This is a genomic window from Clostridium sp. UBA1056 (assembly GCA_002316385.1).
Taxonomy (GTDB): Bacteria; Bacillota; Clostridia; order Clostridiales; family Clostridiaceae; genus Clostridium_J.
This window is the reverse complement of sequence record DCDL01000021.1, coordinates 22,624-41,800: the sequence shown is the minus strand read 5'-3', so window position 1 is coordinate 41,800 and position 19,177 is coordinate 22,624. Positions and strand designations below refer to the sequence as shown.

At 29.6% G+C, this 19,177-nt stretch carries 17 protein-coding genes; 3 read left to right on the top strand and 14 right to left on the bottom strand.

Annotated features, from left to right (window positions below; translation table 11 throughout):
• Window positions 1-167: 167 nt before the first annotated feature.
• From B3W71_RS05930 to B3W71_RS05915, 4 genes are all read right to left on the bottom strand, one after another.
• Complete coding sequence (locus tag B3W71_RS05930) at window positions 168-575, bottom strand: GNAT family N-acetyltransferase (RefSeq protein WP_346888021.1); 408 nt, start codon at window positions 573-575, stop codon at window positions 168-170.
• 214 nt (window positions 576-789) lie between these two features.
• Window positions 790-1,392 (bottom strand): HAD family phosphatase, encoded by a 603-nt coding sequence (locus tag B3W71_RS05925; protein WP_346888020.1) that lies wholly within the window; start codon window positions 1,390-1,392, stop codon window positions 790-792.
• Between the two features lie 353 nt (window positions 1,393-1,745).
• A complete protein-coding gene (locus B3W71_RS05920) occupies window positions 1,746-3,434 on the bottom strand; it encodes a methyl-accepting chemotaxis protein (RefSeq protein ID WP_346888019.1) in 1,689 nt (562 codons plus the stop codon).
• 298 nt (window positions 3,435-3,732) lie between these two features.
• A complete protein-coding gene (locus B3W71_RS05915) occupies window positions 3,733-4,527 on the bottom strand; it encodes a DUF1835 domain-containing protein (protein ID WP_346888018.1) in 795 nt (264 codons plus the stop codon).
• A 423-nt stretch (window positions 4,528-4,950) separates the two neighbouring features.
• Between B3W71_RS05915 and B3W71_RS05910 the strand changes: the two genes are divergently transcribed.
• Window positions 4,951-5,223 (top strand): DUF3795 domain-containing protein, encoded by a 273-nt coding sequence (locus B3W71_RS05910; protein ID WP_346888017.1) that lies wholly within the window; start codon window positions 4,951-4,953, stop codon window positions 5,221-5,223.
• A 107-nt stretch (window positions 5,224-5,330) separates the two neighbouring features.
• Here B3W71_RS05910 and B3W71_RS05905 read toward each other — a convergent pair whose 3' ends face one another.
• Window positions 5,331-5,810: a GyrI-like domain-containing protein gene (locus B3W71_RS05905; protein ID WP_346888016.1), complete on the bottom strand. Its 480-nt coding sequence runs from the start codon at window positions 5,808-5,810 to the stop codon at window positions 5,331-5,333.
• Window positions 5,811-6,131: 321 nt separating this feature from the next.
• Between B3W71_RS05905 and B3W71_RS05900 the strand changes: the two genes are divergently transcribed.
• A complete protein-coding gene (locus B3W71_RS05900) occupies window positions 6,132-6,695 on the top strand; it encodes a GNAT family N-acetyltransferase (protein WP_346888015.1) in 564 nt (187 codons plus the stop codon).
• A 75-nt stretch (window positions 6,696-6,770) separates the two neighbouring features.
• On the opposite strand, the gene B3W71_RS05895 is transcribed toward B3W71_RS05900, so the two are convergent.
• Both B3W71_RS05895 and B3W71_RS05890 read right to left on the bottom strand, forming a co-directional pair.
• Window positions 6,771-6,935, bottom strand: a complete 165-nt coding sequence (locus B3W71_RS05895) for a hypothetical protein (protein WP_346888014.1) — start codon at window positions 6,933-6,935, stop codon at window positions 6,771-6,773.
• Window positions 6,936-7,106: 171 nt separating this feature from the next.
• Window positions 7,107-7,373 (bottom strand): hypothetical protein, encoded by a 267-nt coding sequence (locus B3W71_RS05890; protein ID WP_346888013.1) that lies wholly within the window; start codon window positions 7,371-7,373, stop codon window positions 7,107-7,109.
• A gap of 173 nt (window positions 7,374-7,546) precedes the next feature.
• Between B3W71_RS05890 and B3W71_RS05885 the strand changes: the two genes are divergently transcribed.
• Window positions 7,547-8,161 (top strand): GNAT family N-acetyltransferase, encoded by a 615-nt coding sequence (locus tag B3W71_RS05885; protein ID WP_346888012.1) that lies wholly within the window; start codon window positions 7,547-7,549, stop codon window positions 8,159-8,161.
• 69 nt (window positions 8,162-8,230) lie between these two features.
• Here the strand turns inward: B3W71_RS05885 and B3W71_RS05880 are convergent, their stop codons facing one another.
• The 7 genes from B3W71_RS05880 to B3W71_RS05850 form a co-directional block, all read right to left on the bottom strand.
• Complete coding sequence (locus B3W71_RS05880; protein ID WP_346888011.1) at window positions 8,231-8,851, bottom strand: hypothetical protein; 621 nt, start codon at window positions 8,849-8,851, stop codon at window positions 8,231-8,233.
• Between the two features lie 425 nt (window positions 8,852-9,276).
• Window positions 9,277-11,514, bottom strand: a complete 2,238-nt coding sequence (gene helD, locus B3W71_RS05875) for an RNA polymerase recycling motor HelD (protein ID WP_414631990.1) — start codon at window positions 11,512-11,514, stop codon at window positions 9,277-9,279.
• A gap of 165 nt (window positions 11,515-11,679) precedes the next feature.
• Complete coding sequence (locus tag B3W71_RS05870; RefSeq protein WP_346888010.1) at window positions 11,680-12,951, bottom strand: HAMP domain-containing sensor histidine kinase; 1,272 nt, start codon at window positions 12,949-12,951, stop codon at window positions 11,680-11,682.
• Window positions 12,938-13,618, bottom strand: a complete 681-nt coding sequence (locus B3W71_RS05865; RefSeq protein ID WP_346888009.1) for a response regulator transcription factor — start codon at window positions 13,616-13,618, stop codon at window positions 12,938-12,940. Before B3W71_RS05865 ends, B3W71_RS05870 begins: the two co-directional genes overlap by 14 nt.
• Before the next feature lies 1 nt (window position 13,619).
• Window positions 13,620-14,381, bottom strand: a complete 762-nt coding sequence (locus B3W71_RS05860; RefSeq protein ID WP_346888008.1) for an ABC transporter ATP-binding protein — start codon at window positions 14,379-14,381, stop codon at window positions 13,620-13,622.
• 14 nt (window positions 14,382-14,395) lie between these two features.
• The gene (locus B3W71_RS05855) at window positions 14,396-16,768 is read right to left on the bottom strand and encodes an ABC transporter permease (RefSeq protein WP_346888007.1); all 2,373 of its coding nucleotides are present in this window, start codon (window positions 16,766-16,768) and stop codon (window positions 14,396-14,398) included.
• A gap of 143 nt (window positions 16,769-16,911) precedes the next feature.
• A complete protein-coding gene (locus B3W71_RS05850) occupies window positions 16,912-19,176 on the bottom strand; it encodes a glycoside hydrolase family 3 C-terminal domain-containing protein (RefSeq protein ID WP_346888006.1) in 2,265 nt (754 codons plus the stop codon).
• Window position 19,177 lies beyond the last annotated feature (1 nt).

Sequence of the window (19,177 nt, the reverse complement as noted above, 5' to 3'; positions counted from 1 at the left end):
ACACAATCTCTGCAACCACATTCTCATAATTCTGTGATAAATCATAGCTTTTTATATGCTTAAAGCTTTTTATCTTGGAAAAAACATGCAAATAAGCAAAGAAAATGGACACTAATATGAAAATTTAGCATCCATTTTTATTTAATATTTTGCATTACTAAACTGACTTACCTGTACTCACCATTTTGCCTATGATAATTACGTATAATCATCCCCTGAGATTTATACATGCCTAACCCCTTATAGAAGCCAACTACATCTTCATCACATAGCAAATCAATCATATAGAGGTGCTTTAATGAGGTTATCATGAATTTTACTAACTCTGTGCCAATACCAAAACCCTGATAATCTGGAAGAACTTCTAAAAAAGGTATATATGCACTTAAAACATTATCTGATATAGCGGTTATAAAACCAACTACTTTATCATTATCAATAGCCAACCAATAGTAATCACTTTTTTCTAATAATTCTATGTGTTTCTTGGGTGATGGTGGATTTGGCCAATCCACAAAAAATCCTTTTATATTTTCAATTTTAATATTATCTAAACAATTAACATACTCAATCATAAATTCATCTCCAAATTCTTAAAATATCTTAATATGATACTTTAAATATAATTTGGTACAATAGCTTTCCCATGTTAATCCTCCTTCAAAAATGAATATTATATTAGTAGCATATATTCTGCATAACATTGTAAATTCCTGCACTTCTAATACTCATTTTGAACTCCCTTACACATAGTTTTTTTATGGCATTTAGAGAAATATGTTTCATCATCTAAAATATTAGTAATTCATTAAGTTTAGCCATTAAGTCTTGTGAATTTTTAAAGTGTATTGTGTTAATTCCAACAATCTCTGCCCCCTGTATATTAGCTAATGTATCATCAATTAAAATAGTTTCTTCCGATTTTAAATTATATTCTTCTAGTAGTCTCATGTATATTTCTTTTTCAGGCTTTAATAATTTTTCTTTATAAGATACTATGCCACCTTGAAATAGTTTAAAAAACTCATTTTTCTCTATTACATGCTCAAAAGCTAACTGATGAAAGTTGGACAAATAATATGTATTAATACCCTTATCTTTTAATTGTTTTAAAATATCTATAGTATCTTCCATTGGTATTAATATATCATACCACCCATTAAAGGCATCTTTTATTGCTTCACTATATAAAACATGTCTTTCACTAAGTACCTTTATTGCCTGAATTTCAGTGATAGTTCCTCTATCAAGCATTAACCATTCATCACTCCTAAATACTAAATCTAGTATTTTTTCAACCTTGCCCTCACAAGTAAATTTTGTAGTAAGATAGGTTTTAGGCTCAAATTTCAATAAAACATTTCCTATATCAAATACAACATTTTTAATCATTCTATTCTCCCACTTTACTATTTTCTCTTTATTTCTGGTGCATTACCCATATATCCATCTCTCTAGTTACACCTTTATTTTACCACCTCCCCATTCACCGCTCAATAAACCAATACCATTTTCAATAAATATTTCCTTTATTTAGCCTGTAACTGCATAAAAAAACAGCAGAATCCTGAAATTCCACTGTTTCTTATTTAGCTAGTTCATAAATAATATATCCTTACTAAATAGACTACTTCCTTAGAGTAATATTGCTATTATTCATAAATGTACTTATAATTTTTGAATCGCTAGTATTCCCCGTTTCCCCAAGACCACAGATGCTAGATCTAATTCCTCATATATAAACATTATACTTTAAATCTTTCAATTAATTTTTGAAGCTCTAAGAACATCTGTGATAAGTTTCTACTTGAATTAGCTATTTCCTCAATAGAAGCAGTTTGCTGTTCTATTGATGCTGAAGCTTCCTCACTTCCTGCCGAGTTTACTTCTGCCACAGATGAAAGTGTTTCCATGGTAACTAACACTTGATTTTTCATATGTTCTATTTGTTTTTCTGCTTCGTTTATTATTAGCACTGCATCATTTGACTCTTTTAATGCATCTGCAATTTCTTTGTATTTTCTATCTGTAACGCTAACATTTTTAATTTGTTCATTATAAATATTATCTACTTCTAACATGGTTTTTACTGCATTGTTTGAATTTGATTGTAAGGTTTTAACCATGCTATCGATTATCTTTGTTGATTCTGCAGATTGTATAGAAAGTTTTCGAATTTCCTCTGCTACTATAGCAAACCCCTTACCATGCTCACCCGCTCTGGCAGCTTCAATGGCTGCATTTAAAGCCAGTAATTTGGTTTGTTCTGAAATAGAAGTAATAATATTACTTGCCTCGCTAATTTTATTGGAGTTTTCATTTGTTTTCATGATATTATCATAAACACTTTTTGATGCAATAGTAACCTCTTTTGTTATCATTGATAATCTATCAATTACCACTAGCCCTTCTTTAATTAGTTCGTTCACTTTTTCTGATGCCTCTGTCAGTATTTCTATATTACTTGAATCTTCTTCTATAAGACTTCCAAGTTCCATAAGCTTTTCTGAGCCTTCAGTTGTTATTTCAGCTTGATTCATAGCAGTCTTTGCAATTTCATCTATAACTTGTGCTACCTCTTCAGCAGTTGTTGCAGACTGCTGTGAGTTTACTGTTAGTTCTTCTGATGAAGTGAATACATCCTTTGATAACCCTTTTACTGATACTACAATACTATGAACAGTATCAGCAAAAGTATTAAAATATTTTGCCATAGTTCCAATTTCATCTTTAGATTTAATTTCAACTCGTTTGGTTAAATCTCCATTGCCCTCTGAAATATCTTTAAGAACATTTGTAAACATATGTATTTTTTTAATTACAAGATTTTGAATAAAAAAGAATATCATAATACTTATTATAGTGACAATACTAAATATAAGTAATGAACTTCTATGTAAAGCCTTAATACTTGATTCAATCTTCATACTTCCAGCATTAAAATTAGTCTCTGCTAGTTCTAAAAAGCCATTAACACTTTCTTCCATTTTCACTGCATAAGGATCAAATTTTTCCATATATAGATTTCCAGCATCAGTTCCATCCTTAATATATGCATTTGCCATGTCTATACCCATTTTATAGTAAGCATCTAAATTTTGTGAAATTGAGCTTAGAGTTTGTCCATCTCCACCTAATTTTTTTAATTTATTAATATTATTTTTTGCACTTTCATAAAACTTAGCGGCCTCATCAAATCCATCATCAAATCCCGGTTTCGCACGTGTTGCAGAAATATCTGTAAGCCATTGTTGGATTTGAACTATGTCTTTTTGTAGTGATAATGTAGTAATCATTAAAGGTGTATTTTTTGTTTGATGTTCATCTGCTTTTGCAAATATGTTGTTTAATGATGATAGTGTAAAGAACATTAACATTCCAGTGCTTAGAATAATCAATAAAATCATTGCACTAAGTTTTGTTGATATTTTCATATTAGTCTCCCCCAAACTATTCAATTGATAAATATTGCTATATCTATTCCATAATATTGATTATATCATGCTAATTTACAAATTCCACTAAGTAACTGTATTACTTTTTTAAGGTGATTTTATAATTATGTTTTTATTTCACTCAACTGTTATAAACAGCAGAATCCAAAAATTCTACTGCTTTTTATATTTTTATATTTAACTAGTTCTATACATACATTTTCACCTATATAACCATGCATATACTTAAACTAGATAAAAATATAATTTTTCAGATGTAAAATTAATTTCAACAATATCACCTATTATTCTTTTTTATTTCCAGTTCTCTCATAAAACCTAAATTCCCTCTATAAGAAATTTTCCCATTTCTTATTAGTTCTGTTACTCTCCAAAAAATAAACGTATCAGAAACATAACTTTCAGCTTTGCCTATAACTTCTCCAATTGTTCTTACACTATGCATAAACTTCTTACACGTATAACATAGTATCATATCATCAAAGTGATCTATGTGAGCACTTTTAACCTGATTATCCTCATAAACACGTAGATTGGAATTCTCTCTCTTCAGTTTATCCCATAATGACATTAAAATGGAGTACCTTTCAAAGTCCATTGATTTTCTTCTTCCTATAAATTCTCCTAACTTTTCAGGTATAACCTCTCCTACAACTCGTGGTATATATTCATTTCTTTTTCCAGTATTATAAGTAATTTCTGATACATTAATGGTATATACGTTCTGAATCTTATCTTCAAGCATTGATAAGATATGTAACATCCCACAGATTTCCTTTGCGCTATTACCGTACCATAGATAAATATCTTCATCCTTAAGTTTCATTATATCTTTAATAATTTTTTTATAATAATCCTTGATTATTTGAGAAATTTCATTTCCTTCTTCAATATATATTTTTTTAAGCCACTCAATTCTTCTGTTCATATTAGCAATATCATCTATAGGTCCGTTTGATAAATCATCAACAAGTCCTATCACTTTTTCACCTTCAATTACACCTTTTTTTATAGCATATTTCACACTTCCTATGGCACTATCAGAAAAACATATATGTATTATTTTTTTCATCATTAACCCTCCGCTATAAACAACAACTGTTTTATTCTCATATTATAGTTATAAATTAATCTGTTTTCTTATAAACTCCTCTACTTTTAAATCTTAATATTCCATTATCTCTTAGCCGTTATAACTGTTTTCTAATTCAAGCCCTTATGTTATTATTCTTTGTAAATATATCACTAAGATAAGGTTCATATTTATAAACATCGTCTATATTGTACCATCTCTCTTACCCTGCCTCAATAATTGATACCATATTCAACAAATATTTCCTTTGCTTAGCCTCTAACTGCACAAAAAAGTAGCATAAATATTAAATTATACTACTTTTTTATAATTAATGCTATAATTGGTATATAAATAGTCTATGATTTATTAGATTATAGTTAAATACTATTGTGTATAAACCTTACAGGGGGTTAAGTTTCAATGGATGATAAACAAGTTATGAGTCTGATAGGGAAATGTGGTTTTTATTGTGGTAGTTGTCCGGATTATATTCAAGGCGATTGTACTGGTTGTCGTACAGCACATCAAAAGGGAGATTGCTATACTTTTGATTGCGTTGATATGCATAAAATAGAATTTTGTGGAACTTGCAATAAATTTCCATGCAATGAAATAATGACAAGAGATAAATCAACTGTTTTAGATACTAGATGGTTGCAATGGAAAGCAACAAAGAAAATCCCTAAAGAATAATCATAATGCTATATCCTACCATTTCAATATAATAATAATATATATCAAAAGGAGTGACAGTTAAATTATCAACTTTGCTCTTTATAAAAACAACTCCAACCGCTTATCTATAATCTTCTAATTGGGAAAAATAAATACAATTGTCCATTTTCCTCTGGACAATTATAGTCAAACACAGCACCTGCTAATTTAATATTATTATTATCCATGTAATTTAAAACATAAGAAAAGGCTTCTTCGTATTCATTATCAACTTTGATATAAAGGTACTCAAATCCAGGAACTGTCCACTTTATCCAAGTATCAGGTGCTTCGGCATCAGCCATGACTTCTATCCCTGCTAAATATAATCCTTTTGTAAAATTCTCTTCCCAAGGTTTAAAGTTTCTTGAAAAATCACTCATCAATCCCCAAACGCTTAAAACATTTCCCTTTTCATCTTTCTTTGCTAGAAACTCAACCTCATCAAAGTGGTTATTGGCATTTTTCCATAGCCTACTTACAAAACCATTTTCCTCTTTCGTTGAGCCTTCTTTACCAATTACTGAAAAAGAACTTTTAATACATTTTTTGATTTCAATATTCATTTGCTTCCCCCCATATAAACTAATGAATAGCTCCCTACTCCGCCACTTCTTTCAATTGTAAATTTATTTAATTATATACTAAGCATCACTTAAATGTAACTCCTTCTCACATGCGTTCGAATGAGTAAGTTCTACTATCCAAATATGAAATTTGGAGCATTACTTATCTGATATAAAAATAAAGGATTTTGAAGTAAGGAAAGCAATTTATGTATATCATCGCCTAATATTTGTAATTTTGTGTTTTATGGTATATAATCGGATAAATGGATAGTTATGAAAAAGCGAAATAGATAGTATTTATATAGTTGGAGGTTAACGATGAATAATTTAGGAACAGTACAAATAGAAACAGATAGATTGAAATTACGTAAATTTAATCTATCTGATTCACAAGCATTGTTTAATAACTGGGGAAACGATATAGAAGTAACAAAATTCTTAACATGGTCACCTATTATGTCTGTCGAAACAGCCGAAAGTATATTGTCAGACTGGATTGACAATTATTCTGACGATAAATTTTACCAATGGGCAATTATATTAAAAGAAAATGGCGATGAACCTATTGGGACTATTAATGTTGTTCATATGAATGAAGAAATTGACATGGTACATATTGGTTACTGTATCGGAAGAAAATGGTGGCACAAAGGTATAACCTCTGAGGCATTTAAGGGAATTATTCCATTTTTAATTGAAAGAGTAGGAGTTAAACGTATTGAATCTCGGCATGACCCCAAAAATCCAAATTCAGGTAAAGTAATGTTGAAATGTGGTTTGAAGTTTGAGGGAACATTGCGTAATGCTGACATTAATAATCAAGGAATTTGTGACGCTTCTATTTATGCACTTTTAAAAGAAGATTATTATAGTTCAAAATAATAATACCTTACTTGGTAATTTTTCAAGGGAACTCATGTGTTCCCTTGAAAAATATAATATCATCAACAATACTCTTTAACTAACTCTATCATTAGATTTAAACTTATATTGATCAAATACCCAATTAAACCATCCATACTTATTTGTACTGAAACCATAATGTAAAGCTTGTCTAGCATTTAAATTCTTATCTGAATTATACTGTACTCTAACCATATCTCTGTCATTTGCTTTAGACATATACTCACTCCATTCTTATTATTCAACATTAAAACCTGACCTTTGTCATTACAGCCTCTCTCATTTATTCCACCCTTTCCATCAGGCAGATACAATCAAATTGTGTTCATGACTTATTTATGTCTCCCTGGGGACTTTTCGAAGTAGCTTGCGACTTAAGTTACTAAAATATTATTTAAACATATAAAATAGAAATGGTATTTCCATCTCTTCTTTACTTGCTCCACCATGCATTCCTAGAAATGTAACCTCAAATATATCTTTTTCATACCACCAAAGAACATTATTTTCTTTAGGCAATATAACTAAATCTCCAACTCTCCCTAATAACTTTTCACTAGGCACCCCAAATAGGCCTTTATGTTTTAACTCTTCAAATAGATATACTTGTGCTATTTCATATAACTCCTTTTCAAGAATAGTCTTTAACTCTATCAAATATTTCTCCTCTACATGTAGAAACAAATCTCTACAATACCCTGCTGGTATATTAAACTTATATATGCTATAATATTGTCATACTATCAAATTTATGGTTATCTAGTTATTTAACGGTAATAAAGAGATAGTAATATATTAGTAAATACTTAATGACGATAGGAGTGACAAAAATGAGTGATTTAAATCTTCGTCTTATGACAGATTCAGAGGTAACGTACTGGTATACACAAGAGTTTGAAAATCATTTCAACTCACAAGAAAGAAAGCCTCTAGCCGATATTATAAAGCTTCGAAATTCCGGTCACTATGATTTATTAGGCCTATTTGATGAACATTCTAATCAAATGCTTGGATATGCAACTATTTGGAAATCTCCAAATATAAATTTACTACTCTTAGATTATCTTGGCGTGTCTTCAAGCTTACGCAATAAAGGACTAGGAAGTCAAATTCTATTAGCCCTTAAAAAATACTACAAAAATGAATATATAATAGCAGAATCAGAACTACCTGTTTCTGAAGACTCTCCTTCTGAAAATAATTTACGTGAACGTAGAATAAACTTTTATAAAAGAAATGGATTTAAACCTGTGTACGAGATGGCTACATGTGGCATGAGATGGCAAGCTTTAATTCTTAGTGATGACTTTATATCAAGCCCATCAGAAATCTCTAAGATAATGCATAATCATAAAGCTATTTATGGTCCATCACGAAAGGATGTAAAAATTCCGATATATCAAGATGAAGTTCCTGCTATGCCTTATTGGGTGTTAAGAAAGTAATATTAATAGAAAAAGTATTGAGCAAATCCCAGCTCAATACTTTTATTGATTATTTAATTTAAATTACTGCTATTTCATTCTTTCTCTAAAAAAATTATCACAAAACTTATGCCACTTTATCTTATATTCTTCATGTGATATTAATTCAATATCATATGGTGAATAAACTTTTCTTTTCCTTGCTTCTTCTACAAAGCCCTCTACATAGTCACCTGGTTCTGTCAAATATCCTTTTACTTTAGAATATCCCTTACTTACTGCATAATAAAGTCTAGTATGTCCATCCAAAGATATAAAAGAATCCTTTATTTTTGCTAGAGAAATGATTATATCTTCTTCACTTTTTATAAAAGACTCTATAGCTTTAACTTTGTCCATATCCACGAAAAACTGTGAAGGTTGAATATCCTTAATATTTATATAAAATATATTAATAGGTGGAAAAGCTTTTATTAATTCCATATCTTCGCCATAGAAATTAATAATATGCCCAGAATAAAATCTAAATTCATCTATCAATTGAAACACATCAACTTCCTTATCAAAAAGTACAATGACAGAATCTTTATTTATTATTTTAAAGCTGCATTTATAATTTTCATCAACAATAAAGGCACCATGCTGATTTAAAATATCTTTGTCAAACCTATCATCCTCATAGCTGTTAATTCTTTGTATTTTATGATTCATTTTCTCACTTCCTATCTATGATTATATCTACATTTTACATAAAAATAATATAATTCAAAAGCATTATATTATACCGGTATATATGCTGAAAACATAAATAGAGAAACTGCATTTCAGTTTCTTTAAGCAACGATAAATGATAAATAAAATACAACCTCAGATAAACTATAAAAAGGATCCAATTTAATTGCTCACCTTTGGGGAATATTCTAAATTTATTATATAGCTATAAATAATGGATCCACGTAGAAATATCAATGATTAATAATGGAGACCTCAGCTACTTGTGGTACGGTTCTCCTTTCCATAAGTAAAAAGTGTAAACTTTCACTTATACAACATAATTAATAGTATTTCAAATTCAAATTTTGATTACATTTTTTATAATAAATAAGATAGACTTTTTCAGTCTACCTTATTTATTTTCACTTTAATAATGATGATACATTCCCTAAATAAAATATATCCAAAACATGGAGGGCTCTTGTACAAGCTGTATAAAGTAGCAACCTATCCTCTTCATCCTTATACCTTAAATCACTGGCATTATATATCATAACCACATCAAATTCCAAACCCTTAGCAAGATATGCAGGAATAACTAAAATATCATTAACATACTCATCATCCTCACTTACAATCATTTTAACATTAATCCTATCCTTTAAATAATTGTAAACCCTCTGTGCCTCATCAACATTTTTTGTTATTATTCCTATGGAATTATGCCCATCATTCTTATAAACTTTTACCTCTTCCACTATTCTTTCATTTATATCTTCTTCATCTAAAAAACCTGTTAACTTTGGCCATTTCCCACTTCTTTCCACATATTCATCATGAATTTCCTCACTTAATATTTTTCGTGAAAATTTAGTTATTTCCATTGTTGATCTGTAACTTTTAGTTAAATTTATTATAGAAGTATCCTCAGGTTTAAGTATATTTACAATATTGCTATAACTTCCAACATTCATATAAGGGTTAATAGATTGAGATATATCACCAAGGATTGTTTTATTTGCTCTGTTAAATAATTGATTAAAAATTTCATACTGTAATGGTGCATAATCTTGAGCCTCATCAATAATTACATACTTTACTTCTTCTGTTTTCGGAATATCACCTATAGCTCCTTTTATAAATAATAAAGCTATTTGATCTTCATAATTTATCTTTTTAGCCCCTAAATTTTCTAGGGTATATCTTTTAATTTCTCTAATACTTTCATTATCATATTTAATATTTGCCATTTTTAAGAAGCCCTCTAAATCTTCATAAAAGGTTTTATAGCAATCCATCAAATCAAATTTTGTTTTTTCTTCCATCTCATTAACTATAGCTTTAATTTCTCTGCCTACTAAGGATTTACTTACTTTAACTATTTCACTCTTCTCTAAATATTCACCATATTCTTCCATTTCTTTCACTGCTTTATCCACTAATCTTTTTTCATAAGGTTCTATAAGATATAAAATTCTTTGCTTTAGCTTTTCTAACTTTCTCTTAAGAGGAAGCCTCTCATAGTCCTTATAAAACAATTCCTGTATTTCCACTGCCGAAATTATAGTTTCACCTCTTAAAGTAATATCTCTAAAATCTCTATCCATTTTTTCTAAGTGTTCTATATATACTTTTAATAAATTAACAAACTCAACAGAAGACTTAAATTTTAAACTTTTAATCCTAATATCATAATACTGCTCACTCTTATAGCCAAAAATATTCTCCATCATTTCACAATAATCTTCTTTACCACCTATATCCTCTAGAACTTTATGCATATATTCTTTAAATGTAGTCTGAAGCATATTATCTTCCCCAAGTTGAGGTAAAACGTTAGAAATATAATCATTAAAAATATTGTTTGGAGAAAATATCACTATGTTTTTAGATGTTATAACATCACGATGCTTATATAATAAATAGGCAATCCTATGAAGAGCAACAGAAGTTTTCCCACTTCCTGCTGGCCCCTGGACAATTAAATTTTTATATTTTTCATTACGAATTGCCTTGTTTTGATCTCTTTGAATTGTAGTTACAATAGCCTTCATTTTATTATCACTACTTTTACTTAATATATCTTGCAACACTTCATCATCTATTTTTAGATTACTGTCAAACATATAATCAATTTTGCCATTACTAATTTTATATTGCCTTTTCATTGATATTTTACCATTTATAATCCCATCAGGACATTTATAATAAGCACTTCCAATTTCATAATCATAGAACATACTAGAAATTGGAGCCCTCCAATCATATATAAGAAAATCAAAATCTTCATTAATTAAGTTAGAAATTCCAATATAGCACTTTTCAGCTTTTTCTTCTCCCTCTTCCGTAAAATCCATTCTTGCAAAGTAAGGAGATGAAATCATCTTCTCATATTTATCAACTAGTTTTCTTTCAAATTCATGGCTCCTCTTTTGAATTTTCATAGTATTAATGAATTGCATAAAATCCACTATATGTTGTAAACCATTTTCTACTGAAACAGCTCCAACATTTTCCCATAGTTCTCTTTGGGTTTCAATAGCCTCTTTTTTAAAATTATCTTTGGAGTTTTTCTTTTCTTCTAATTGTTTTTTTACCTCCCTAAGTACCTTTTCTAACCATTCCATTTCTACTAGCCATTCAGATTTATTTATTGACAAAATATCTCCCCCTTGTAATGAGCGTTGCACTTTAGAGTTAATATTGCAATTTTAGCACATGCACCTTAAATTACTAGTCTATAATTACTTATATATATATGGTATAATTAAAGTGTAGAGAGAGTATATTAAAATAATCCTCATTAAATTTATACTATAAACTGTCTATCTTAATACTAATGTAAAACTCATGCCTCCCTTTTCACATTCTGAAAAAATTTCTCCATCCATCTTTTTCATTATATATTTGCAGATGTAAAGTCCTAAACCATTTCCCTGCTTGTCTTTTGCATTGCTAGCTCTATAGAAACTATCAAAAATATGATTGAATTCATTTTGACTTATTGTTTCTCCACTATTGAATATTTTAATAAGCTGACAGTAATCTTCTTCATAAAAAGATATTTTTATTTCCTTACCATCACCATACTTAAATGCATTTTCTATTATATTTCCTATAACTTCAAAAGCTCTATCTAAATCACCTTTAATTAATTTATTACTGTAATCTCCTACGATAAAATCTATCATTTTCAAAGTACATTTTTCTTTATAAGTTACTATTACTTTATCTATTAAATCCTTTAGATAAAACTCACTATTATTAACTTCAATTTCAAGGACATCTTCACTTGATGTTTTTATTATTTCTTTTACAAAGTTTTCTATTTCTAATGATTTTTCTTGTATTTGTTTTGCTGCTAATATTTTCTTCTCATTAGTATCGTAGATTTCATCTTCTATGGCCTTTGCATAAAGTTTTATTGTGTTCAATGGTGTTTTTATATCATGTGAAATTGAAAGTAGTAAAATCTTCTTTTCCTTTTCAAGCTTAAGCTCTTTTATTTTATGATAATCTAGATTTTCTCTAAGTATATTAATTCCCCAAACAAACTTACCAAAATATCTATTTTTATTTTCTTTAAGCTCCTCCTTAAGGTTACCTTTTGATAATTCGTAAGGCATTTCACTTAGAATATTAAAAGGCTTAAGAATTGAATTTCTAACATACAATAGAACTGATATTATTATTGTTGCAAATATAAATAACATAAATTCTACTTTTAATAAAATACTATTATTAGAATTCCTACTTACATAATTAAATCTTAAATAACCTAATAACTTATCTCCACTATACCAAGGTTTTATTTCATATTCTAATCCATCTGTGCTTTTATAAAATTCATCGATGTCACCTTTGCTTGTCTGTGCAGACTCAGGTAAAAATGACACTGATTTTATAAATTCATAAGAAATTAAGTCAGGCTCAGTAAAGGATACACCCTCTACTAAGCCTAAATATATTCTGTTTATTTCTACCTTATATTCGCTACTTGATTTGTTATTCATTTCCCTAAGCAATGCAAGTAGTCCGAGTGAAATTACTAAATAAACCAAAAGAGTAATAGCGATTACTTTGTCAAATTTCTTCATACTTATATCCTACTCCCCAGAGAGTTACAATTCTTTTTGGCTTCTTGGGATTTTCCTCAATCTTATCCCTAAGCATCTTTATATGGACAGTTAGTGTTTGATTTTCACTAAAACTTTCTAAGCCCCAAATTTTATTAAATAGATACTCCTTACTTAAAGTTTTATTAGGATTCTCTACAAGTAGAAGTAATAGTTCGAACTCCTTTGAGGTCATGGTTAATAATTTTCCATTAAGATACACTTCATTTGCTTCTTTATTAATTGAAATAGCACCTGAATTTATAATTGTGCGTTTTGCTTTAAGCTCATAGTTTCTTTTCATTAATGCTGAAACCTTCGCACCTAAAATATCAATGTCTACTGGCTTTTCAATATAATCGTCTGCACCAAGTGTAAAGCCATTAATCTTGTCCTCTTTATCAACCTTTGCACTCATTATTATAATTGGTATATTATGATTTTTTCTAATGCTAGAGCATACTGTAAAACCATCTATACCAGGAAGCATTATATCTAAAAGCACAATCTTAGCAATATCCTTTTGAAGAAATTCTAATGCGCTTTCTCCACTTTCCACATTTATAATGCTAAATCCATCTTTTTTTAAAAAAGTACAAATCAAATCTGCAAGTTCTAAATTATCTTCTACTAGAAGTAAATCTACCATATTACCATCCCATCTCCATTAGCCAATTATTGACCTTTCTTTCTCTATCCTTAAAACTATTTTCCTCAATAAATTTTTCCAAATCAATTTCACCTTTTATTGATCCATCTTCAATATACATTATTTTATCGCACTTAGCTGCAACCTTCATATCATGGGTAACAAGCATAATAGTTGTACCATCTTGATTAATTTTATTAAGTTCCTTCATAACTTCCCTAGAATTTTGCTGATTTAAAGCACCTGTAGGCTCGTCAGCAAAAATCATCTTTGGAGAATTAATTAAGCTTCTACAAATACAAGCTCTTTGAAGTTGTCCACCCGAAACTTCATTTATATCATTTTCTGCAATTTCACTTATTCCAAGCTTATGCATTAACTCTCTTACTCTATTATTGATTTCTTTTCTATCTTTTCCTCTTTTTGACTGATATGCTGGTAGTATAATATTATCATATATTGAAAGATTTTTTAACATATGCATTTGTTGAAAGATAAATCCCATTTCATCGAGTCTTAAATCACTCATTTCATTTGCAGTAAGACTACCAATTTCCTTTCCAAAGTAATCTACCTTTCCTGCAGTTAAATTACCCATTCCACTAACTACATAAAGAAGAGTTGATTTACCTGAACCACTAGGTCCCATAATAGCAACCATTTCACCTTCATTAATTTCAAAGTTTACATTTCTTAAAACATTATTTTGTATTTTATTTATAATATAAGTTTTACATAAATCTATAACTTTTAATGAACTCATCTCAAATCCCTACCTTATTCCATATTATTAATTTCTTTTAAATCTACTTTTTTAACAGCCCCAGCACTTAAGTAAGCAATAGCTGTAGTTACTACAAGCAATATAATCGGATAAACTATATATACTTCAAATGCATCTACCTTAAACACAATGTTATGAACACCCATCATTGCAAATATCTGACCTGATGTTACAGGTCCAAGGAATTTAGACAATATAATTCCTAAAATAATTGCAACTACAAGAACTATGCTTATTCTAGCTGATTGCCAAAATCTAATTGAGCTATTTCTAAAGCCAACACTTTTTAGCATTGCTATTTCTCCTTTTTCTTTAGTAATGAAAGTTTTCATCATTAAAATTGTAATTAAAGCATTAATACATATTACTATTAATACAATTAAATTCTTCATAGTATCAAGTTGATCTAAACTACTTCCTATATATCTTGAAACATATTCTTGTGAATTTTTAAATGAATAGCTTGGATACTTATCCTTTAATTTATCTATTAATACTTGTGGCTCTACACTTCCCTCGAAATTACCTTGAAAAGGGAATGTGATTGCTAAATATTTAAAATCTATATCAATTTTAGGACTTAATCTTACTGATTCACCCCTGTTAGCCATACTTTCATACAAACCAGTTACTATTAATTCCTTTTTTTCCTTATCTATTTGTGTATAAATTGTATCTCCAATAGAAACATTTAATTTTTCAGCTACAGCTTCAGTTATTGCTACTTCATTTTTTAATTCAGGCATCTTACCTTTTAAAACACTGTGATTATTACTATCACTTCCTTGAGATTGGAGTGCCATTAATGGAAGAACATTATCTTTGTCGCCAGCATAAATTTTAAGTCTATACATTGTTTCTCCGTAAATTTTTATATCTACCCCACTATCTCTAAATGATTCTCTAAGGCTTTCTATATCTTCTAAATATTCTTCTTTGTTAGCTCCATTTGTATATTTGTCCATTTCATCAGTTTCAATTAATACGTCACTATAATCTAGTCCAAATGCCTTAATAATATTTCCATCTTTTAAGGTATTTATTGTGTTTAAAGGAATTATAATTAAAACTGTTCCAATACAGAAGGTTAAAATTAGAACTACAAACCTCTTAAGATTACATAAAATATCATTGAAAGCAATAAACATTGGTACTCTAATCTTTTTATAATTCTTAAGTTTCAATCTATATTTACCTTTAAAACTCTCACCAGTACTTCCATTTCTAATTGCATCTATTGCTGAAAACTTATTTAACTTTCTTGTACATGTATAGCAGAATAAAAGAACTATTAAAACTACTAAAATAGAACATGCTATATTAACAAAGGTATTTCCGGTGGAAGATTTCATTAAAATATTTCCTGAAGATTGCTTTAACAATGTATTACCAAAGGGAAAGCTTACTACAAACCCAATTAGTACTCCGATTATTGCTATTGCAAGGTATTTTATTAAATAAACCTTTTTAATATCAAACTCTCTAAGACCAATAGCCTTCATGACTCCTATCTCTTTAAAATCATCCTGTAAAGTAAAAATTATTGTGAATCTTAAAATTAAAAATGCAATTAAGATAAGGCAAATACTTACTATAATTAAAGTTGCAGATGGTAGCATATCTAGAATAAAGCTGGTGTTAATAAATGATTTATCAAGATTAATTATTGTATTACAATCTATCCCTCTAAATTCCTTTTCTAATGCAGTTGTATTATCTGACATTATATAATAATTATTTATAACACCTGCTTCTTTACATGATTTGAAAATCTCATAATCTTCATCACTTATAAGAAGCCTTTTCATCTCATTCATGCTTGATCCAAAAATAGCATCCTTAGTAAACATCTTTATTGAAAATTCTTTTTTAATATCACCTATAGTAATGACAACTTTATCTCCAACTTCTAAATTATTTTTACTTTTATCAGCTAGTGAAAAAGCAATTTCTCCTGGTTTTAAAATAACTTCTTCTCCATTATTATCAAGTAATTTCCCATACTTCTTTGGTTGTGCTGCAAGTAAAGTTTCTCCAAAAGGTTCAAAATCTTGAAGTTTTTCATCTTCTTTTATTTTAATATTATCTTTAGAAAGTATTGTGCTTCTATCAATATCATAAGAATTTATAAACTTAGAATTATTAATCCAATTATCAAACTCTTTATTTTCTCCCCTATCATAAGATGAAATCATGTAGTCTGGTACTTTAGCCTTATCCATAAAATAATCAACAGACTCTGATATCGCAATTAAGTTATTTACACTACTTGCTAAAAATGTTGTTGCTAATATGATGAATATTAAAAGAATAATATTCATTGATTTCTTTCTCTTTAAATCTTTTTTCAATATTCTAAAAAACATAAATCTTACCCCTCATAAATTATTTGTTAACCATAAATTTATTATAAATTACTAATTATTAAATAATCCTTAAATAAAATAGCAATACACTTACATTTATCAGCTGTAAGTGTATTGCTATTTTATAATGTCATCTATTATGATTAAATTTTCATATTTATCTTCTCAAGAGCAGCCTCAATGACACTATCATCTATACCTACGAAGGATGAAAGTGCACGAAGTGTAAAATCCTTTGTCATTTCTTTAAGGTCTGTTCCAATGTCACTTGCAGCTCCTTGTCCAAACATTTCCTGTATTGGCCTTGACAGCTCATAAAATACTACTGCAGCTGCAGGATTATTTATCATTTCTCCTATTGTTGAGTTTTTAGTATATACCTTTTTTAATGCTACTGTAGATGTAACTTTAACTAAAGCATTTAGTTTTATATCCTTTGATGAGCTTCCAACCAATATTTCAAAATCCCCTGTTTCTACATACCAGTCTTTAATCTGAACATTATAGTAAGCAAAAGATCTCTTATCTAGCAAAAAGGTTACTGTTTTTTCTTCACCAGGGTTAAGCTCCACTTTTTCAAAACCTTTAAGCTCTTTTAATGGTCTAGTTACACTACTTTCCACATCCTTTACATATAGCTGAACTACTTCTTTTCCTGCTACCTTACCAGTATTTTTCACTTTAACCTTAACTTCCAGTATTTCTGTATCCATTATCTCTTTTTTATCCATGTCCATACTTGTATACTCAAAGGTTGTATAGCTCAAACCATATCCAAATGGAAACAATGGCTCTAGTTCTTTCTTATCATAGTACCTGTAGCCTACAAATAAGCCTTCCTTGTACTCAGCAGTATCTCCTTCTCCTGGGAAATTTAAGTAGGATGGATTGTCACTTAACTTCTTAGGGAAAGTTTCTGCAAGCTTACCACAAGGATTAGCATCTCCAAATAATAAATCTGCTATTGCTCCACCACCTGCCTGTCCTCCTAAGTAAGTTTCTAATACAGCCTTGGCTTTGTCTAACCAGCACATCTCAATAGGTGATCCATTACTAAGTACAACTACTATATTGCTCTGTACCTCTGCCACCGCCTCAATGAGCTTTATCTGATTAATAGGAATTCTCATATGACTTCTATCATAACCCTCTGATTCATGTCTGTCTGGAAGGCCAGCAAATATAACCACTGACTCTGACTTAACCGCAGCTTCCCTTGCTTCATTAAATAATTTCTCATCAATATCATCACTATTTAAGTCAAAACCTTGTGCATATATAATGTTTGAACTATCTCCTGCTGAAGCCTTTATTTCATCAAGTGTATTATCTAGCTTTGTGGTATTTATATGAGAACTTCCACCCCCTTGGTATCTTGGTTTAGTTGCGAAGGCTCCTATCACTGCAATATTTTTTCCCTTTTTCAGTGGTAAAATATTATCTTCATTTTTTAGGAGTACCATACACTCTCTGGCAACTTCTCTTGCCAGCTTATGATGAGAATCCCTGTCATAAACTGCATTTTCTTTTTTGTTATCCATAGCTTTAAATATTACATTTAGGAGTCTTTCTACTGCTGTATCCAGAATTTTTTCATCTAGTGTTCCATCTTTTACTGCAGCAACAATCTTTCTGTCCCTGATTCCATTGCTTGAAGGCATTTCAAGCTCTAGTCCTGCTTGAAGCCCTTCTGTTCTTTCATTAACTGCACCCCAGTCGGACATTACAAAACCTTCAAATCCCCATTCATTCCTAAGGATAGATGTAAGAAGATATTCGTTCTCAGAACAATAAGCTCCATTTACCTTATTATATGCACACATTACAGTCCATGGTTGAGACTTCTTTACAGCACCTTCAAAACTTGCAAGATATATTTCTCTTAAGGTTCTTTCGTCTACAACTGCATCTACAGATAATCTTCTATGCTCCTGATTATTAACAGCAAAATGCTTAAGTGAAGTACCTATCCCTTGACTCTGAACTCCTTTAATGTGATTTGTAGCCATTTCTGAGGATAAGTAAGGATCCTCAGAAAAATATTCAAAGTTTCTGCCGCATAAAGGTGAACGCTTTATATTTGCTGCTGGTCCTAAGATAACTGCAATATTTTCTGACTGTCCCTCTTGGCCTAAAGCAGAGCCTACCTTCTCTATAAGGCTTTTATCCCATGAAGAAGCAAGTGTGGCTCCAGAGGGAAAACAGGTAGCTGGGACACTAGCATTTAATCCAAGATGATCTGTCTCTCCAGCCTGTTTTCTGAGCCCATGAGGTCCATCTGTTACCATAATTGATGGTATACCAAGTCTCTCTATAGACTTTGTATGCCAAAAATCCAGTCCTGAGCATAAACCTGCTTTTTCTTCAAGTGTCATCTGAGAAATAATATTTTTGATGTCTCTTGTCATA